The sequence below is a fragment of the Vibrio sp. D173a genome, assembly GCF_030248475.1.
Genome location: NZ_JAHGAH010000318.1, coordinates 1 through 5,435, shown reverse-complemented (window position 1 = coordinate 5,435; position 5,435 = coordinate 1). Strand labels below are relative to the sequence as shown.

4 protein-coding genes are annotated in these 5,435 nt (G+C 38.4%); all 4 read right to left on the bottom strand.

Annotated elements, in window-relative coordinates:
• Positions 1-1,062: M9 family metallopeptidase N-terminal domain-containing protein (locus tag KIV40_RS25085; protein WP_285351918.1), on the bottom strand; the 1,062-nt coding region annotated here is incomplete at its 3' end.
• 260 nt (positions 1,063-1,322) lie between these two features.
• The gene (locus tag KIV40_RS25080) at positions 1,323-2,210 is read right to left on the bottom strand and encodes a hypothetical protein (protein ID WP_285351916.1); all 888 of its coding nucleotides are present in this window, start codon (positions 2,208-2,210) and stop codon (positions 1,323-1,325) included.
• A 13-nt stretch (positions 2,211-2,223) separates the two neighbouring features.
• Positions 2,224-3,360, bottom strand: a complete 1,137-nt coding sequence (locus KIV40_RS25075; RefSeq protein WP_012127590.1) for a DUF3696 domain-containing protein — start codon at positions 3,358-3,360, stop codon at positions 2,224-2,226.
• On the bottom strand, positions 3,361-5,313 hold the full coding sequence (locus tag KIV40_RS25070) for a DUF262 domain-containing protein (RefSeq protein WP_012127589.1): 1,953 nt from the start codon (positions 5,311-5,313) through the stop codon (positions 3,361-3,363).
• Between the last annotated feature and the right edge of the window lie 122 nt (positions 5,314-5,435).

Below are 5,435 nucleotides of genomic sequence, written 5' to 3'. Positions count from 1 at the left end.
ATCACCGAAATACGCATTCGCTGCTAAAACCTCACACGCTTCCACGGCCTGAGCTTGAGTCAAATCTTGCGAACGAATGATTGCCGGGCCATCACACTCATACCGATTCGGCAGAACACGTGCAGCTAGATCTCGCTTGGCTTGGTCTAAGTTCAGACCGTTTAAACCTTCTGGAGCGTAGTATCCCATCATCTCAACCGCGGCTAACCATAGCTTGTCATGCTTGCTACCCAGCGGATATTGCTCCATCACTCGTTGCATCTCTCTCAATGCCGCGGTACGAGTTGAAGAATAAGGGCTGGCAAGCAGACGACCCACTTCACGCACCGCGTTATACACCAGAAAACTCGCGTCGGTATCCAGTGCCCACTCGTTTTGCTGAGCAAATTTAATCAGTACTTCTATATGCTGATTATGGTCTGCCATGTAACGATAAAAATCGTCTCGTACCGCATGGCCAGACATAGCACGAAAGAGGTTATTCAACCCATCGACCCACTGCGTATCTTGCGCAGTTTGTGGGTTAAAGTGGCGAAGTGCTGCAAGTTGAGATTCCATCGTGAGCGGCAGTTGCTTCACGTTGTCGACCATCAAAGTCAGGCTCTTCATTGCACCTACTTGCTCAAGCCCTTGGTCTAAAGCATGACGGTTCGCAAGGAAGGCATTCGTCGATAGGGCAGAACCTTGGCTCAGCCCTTGTGAATAATCTGGCTGTTGCGCGTTGTAGCGAACGTAATAAGCCGCGCGTACGAACTCACCTAGGTTTTCCAATTGGCGTGCTTGCTCTGCCTCACCTTGATAACTTGCAATGGCTCGATTCAGAGCGGTCTGAATGCGACTTAAGCTCGCTTCACTGTAGATATCATTTAAAGAATCAGCAGGGGCAGAAAACCAAGATTCATAACAATGATAAGTGGCAGCAGAGACCGGAGATGCAAGATCCGGAGCTTGCTGAAGGGCTGGGACATCACACTGCTCTTGAGCGAATGAGAAACTGGAAACACTGGCGAGCATACAAGCTAGCGCCAAGCGATGACGTGGGAATAGACGGGTATGAGACATAACGACACTCATTGATTGATTTAATAATTGAGGCCGCTGTTATATTCCTTACAATCGGAATGGTGAATTCAGTTGCATAAAATTTATGAAATCAGTTCAGGAAATAGATTTTATGCTCTAATTTATAAACTAAGTACTAAATATGCCGATTATCTCTCTACGAAAACGTTACGCAACTGACTGAAATATCAAAGATAAAATCTAATGATAAAAAAGCCAGACATGTGTCTGGCTTTTCTCATGAGTCGTTTCTAGTAACTTTAAAGATGACTTCCTAGGTGAGCTATTAATATTTTATTATTATCCTTTATACCTTTATTAAATCCGAAGTACATCCTATTATTGTTATGATATTTTCCTTTCTTATACTGATTATCAAAATACTCTAATTTGCAATGAAATTCACAGTTGAACGATTTAATTTTACCGTCGATATCGAAAGAAAAGTTCAACTGAGATTCTTTATTTTTCCTTCGTTTTTTACCACCACCTTCTTCACAAGTAGTAAATTTAATCTTACCATTAATAAATTTAATGTCTTGCTCTGTATGCCCATCAGTTGGCACATAGCTATTCATGACATCAAACATATCTAAGATACCTGATATGAAATTTTCAACACCACCATCAATGTTTTCTATATCATTATAACTTGGGTGAAATATCAAATTCCTATAAATTCCTTCAAATACATCAGAGTATTCTTGACATGTGTATGTATTCTCTAGGACAACACCTTTTGAAAAGTTAATAATATCTTGTTCAGTGTTTACTTTTCTGTTTTCATAGTTAACTTTGGGAGGCTCAGGAAAATCTCCAAAAACAGAAATCCAATTGCCATCAAGTTCTGGCTTTTCTTTGTTAACTAACTGTAAAATTTTGCTTGAGTCCACACTCTTACATTTAGCTCGATTTAAAGCTCCATCATAAATAAGTGATGACAGAAGTCCTGATTCTGGAATCGCATTCGGTCCAAAAATTTTATTTACAGCATTTTCATAAAAATCTGAAGATTTAAAGAAACTTATGAACTTATCAGATTCCATCTTTTCAATCAAAGTTCCAGCGAAAGACAAAGAAGAAACCAAGTCCTCAACAGAAGCATCAAAATTAAAACTGTTGGAAATAAAAAAAATGCTAGACTTCATACAATAGCAACTCCTACTTGGGATACTCAAGCTTTCCAGTCATAATTGTAAACATATCTTGAGCTTGCTGATCAAAAAAACCACTAGGCCATTCAGAAAGCTTACCTTCCTTGTTTAGAGAAATAATATCTACATTACTCTGCTTCTGTCCTTGTGATATATAATAAAGTGTAAACAATTCAGCATCAAAACTATCATCAATCCGACCAATCACTCGAATGCCATTTAATAAGTGATCGCTATGTGTCTCGACAATAACTTGAACGCCAGACTTAGCCGTCAACGCAATAAGCCTTCCTAAATAACTTTGACCTCTAGGGTGAAGATGAGCTTCAGGGTTTTCTATAATTACGACTCCACCCTTTTTTGTATACAGTAATGCTGTCACAATAGAAAGCACATAGCTCACACCAAATCCAACATTTTGTGGTTTTAGAGATTCATTTCCATTTTGACCAAATACATTGACAGCAGTAGATGCTTCTTCATACAAGAAGGAGGACACTGATATACCTGAGCTAATTTCCTGCATCCAAGCATCAATTTGATTGTGTAATGCTAGCTTATTTTCGTTGGTGTGTATTCTTGGGTCATCTTTGCAATCCTCTGGTGTTTCAACGCCACCGACAAACAACCTTTTTTTAGATAGTGATTGAGACAGAAACTCTGCAGTAAATTCTCCTTTAGCGCCCAGCCAATCATTATGGAAACGATTTGAGTCCGTAATATCAAAATTACTTCGTGGTCCGTGCCTTTCTGCTTGTAAATACTGAAATTTACCCAGTAGGTCTTGATAAACTTCTGGATTCCCTATACTTGAAAGCTCTTTCAATCGATCTGGAGAAGTTGTTTTATGTGCATCGAAATCATCATAACCCCAAGATTTTTTTATACCTGATACTGATAGTTCAATTTCCAGTCTTTCATCTTGCTCTTCTTTGTTATGAATATCTTTTATAAATCCAACCTCGGTAAGAGCCCCATTCAGAGCAACATATGAGCCAAAACGAGATTGAAGTGGAATTGACAAGGCTTGAATAGCAGTGCTTTTCCCCACCGAATTAGACCCACAAAAAACCGTTAATAAAGACAGTTTAAAATAATAATCTTGATAACACTTGAAATTATGAAGCTTGATGCTCTCAATCATTTATTTCTTTTCCTTCAAAGGGTGAAGATTAATCTCAATTCCTGTGCTTTGCTTTAGTATTTCTCTGAATGCCTCAAAACGATAAGTTACAGTAGCTTTTTTACCAGTTGAAGTCGAAAGAGCATAAGCAAAACCACGTCCATCATCTGTATACTTCTTGGACTCCCAATCAGCATATTCATCACTATCAAGACTAATTGCTTGATACAACATATTAATAAACTCATTAGCATTAGAAAATAATAATGTTTCTTGCTTAGAATCAACATAAGCAAAGTATGAAACAATAACTTCAAAAAGTGGTTTACTTATCGGGGATTTATCATCACCGATGATTTTCTTAAAAGCGAAATCACCAAATATCTGCGAGGCAAGATTTAGCCCTCGCTTGAAGCATCTCTCTAGGTCAATATACTCTTGGCTAGAGTTATTGGAAATAACAGCCAATCCATCTTCTAATTTTGATTCATTTAGTAAGGTAAGCTCGTAACTGTTTAGATTTGACATTGCGGAAGACAAAAAGGAATCATAAGTCTTGTAGTTAAAGTTTTTATAACCTAGTGTTAAATAAGAAATCGCCGATAGACATAACGCCATATCATTTTGTCGATCAGGTTTAATTTTACTATTAGTTGCCTGTTTGAACTCATGACTGGAAGCCAAATATCTTAAAAATTTAACGCTTGTTCCTTTATTCATAGCGGAACGAATTTCTTGGTCGCTAAGTTTAACTCCATATGTGTTGATTCGATGGAACAACTCGACGATCATCTCTTCTTTATCTGACTCTAAATCAATCAAGTGAGCGGTTATTGCATACTCCCTAATTTTTCTTTGATCTCCACGAGGTAAATCTCTAAATTTCTTCCCATTATATTCCTCACCAAGAACTTCAAGCTTGTCAAGCTCAAACTCCCCACTCATAAAGTCAAAGACAGTAGTAATACGTTGAAGTCCATCAACAACGATCCAATCACCATTAGCCTTTTCAGCAAAGTAGAAAACAGGTAAAGGAAGTCCCATGAGTATTGATTCAATTAGTTTGGCCTTCTTAGCTACTGGCCAAATACGGTCTTTTCTCTGGAAGTCTGGTTGAAGCTCGATCTCTTCAAAACTCAAACGATCGAAGATAAGCGACAGTACTGGTGTGAGCTGCCTAATTTTAATTTTCCCACTAGACTTTTCAGTACTTTCTATTTTCGCTGGTATATCTCTATTACTGCCAGACTCCCCTTCCTTTTCATTTTCTACGCCTGTAAATGATTCATCTTCAATCAGTTGATCAATCGGAAGGTTTAACTGCTTGAGCTCTTGCTTTGTTGGTTGCTGAGACGACAAATCAATGAGTTCATCGTTCAAAGTAACAACCGAATTTCTAGTTTTACTCTCTAACTGAGCTAATATCGCGAGAGCCTTCTCGGTATCCTGAACTAGAGTATCTCCAGGATATTTCTTAAAGACTTTATCCAACGCTTGCTCTAACGCACTAAGCACTTGTTGCTGAGTGTCAGAAATAGCCTGATTTGATAGTGCGTAATAGTTATCAATCTTTTTGACTATTTCTTGATATTCAGTCGGATTCAAGGTCGCAAGTGTCCCTAGTCCATGAACAGGCTTACCTCTTAATAAGATATGTTTCTTATCTTTGTATTTGAAATGCTGTACATAGGGAAGGTTTGCAAAAACAGTCTCTGGCTGATTTCGGCTACTGCCACTACCAAATAGAGCTTGGTCCACATTGCTAAAGCCCTTGTGAATAAGCTCTGACCAGATATCTTCTAATTCCCAGAATGACCGAGGCTCCCCCAATGAACAAGGATCACCAGAGATAAAGTACTTCTTCAAAGAACGATCAACTTTCGTGACGTAGATTGGAGCTGTTTTGGGGTTGACCGATTGAAGTTGCTTACCAATTAAGCTTTCTATATCAGACAGAACATCATTAAACTGCATGGAATACACCTAGTAAGATCTATTTTATTCCGCAGTTTATCATGGGTAGTAGAACGCTGTCTCAGAAACAATGACAACACAATCAAATATATAAAAGGTGGAGCCTAAGCTCTAATGCCGAT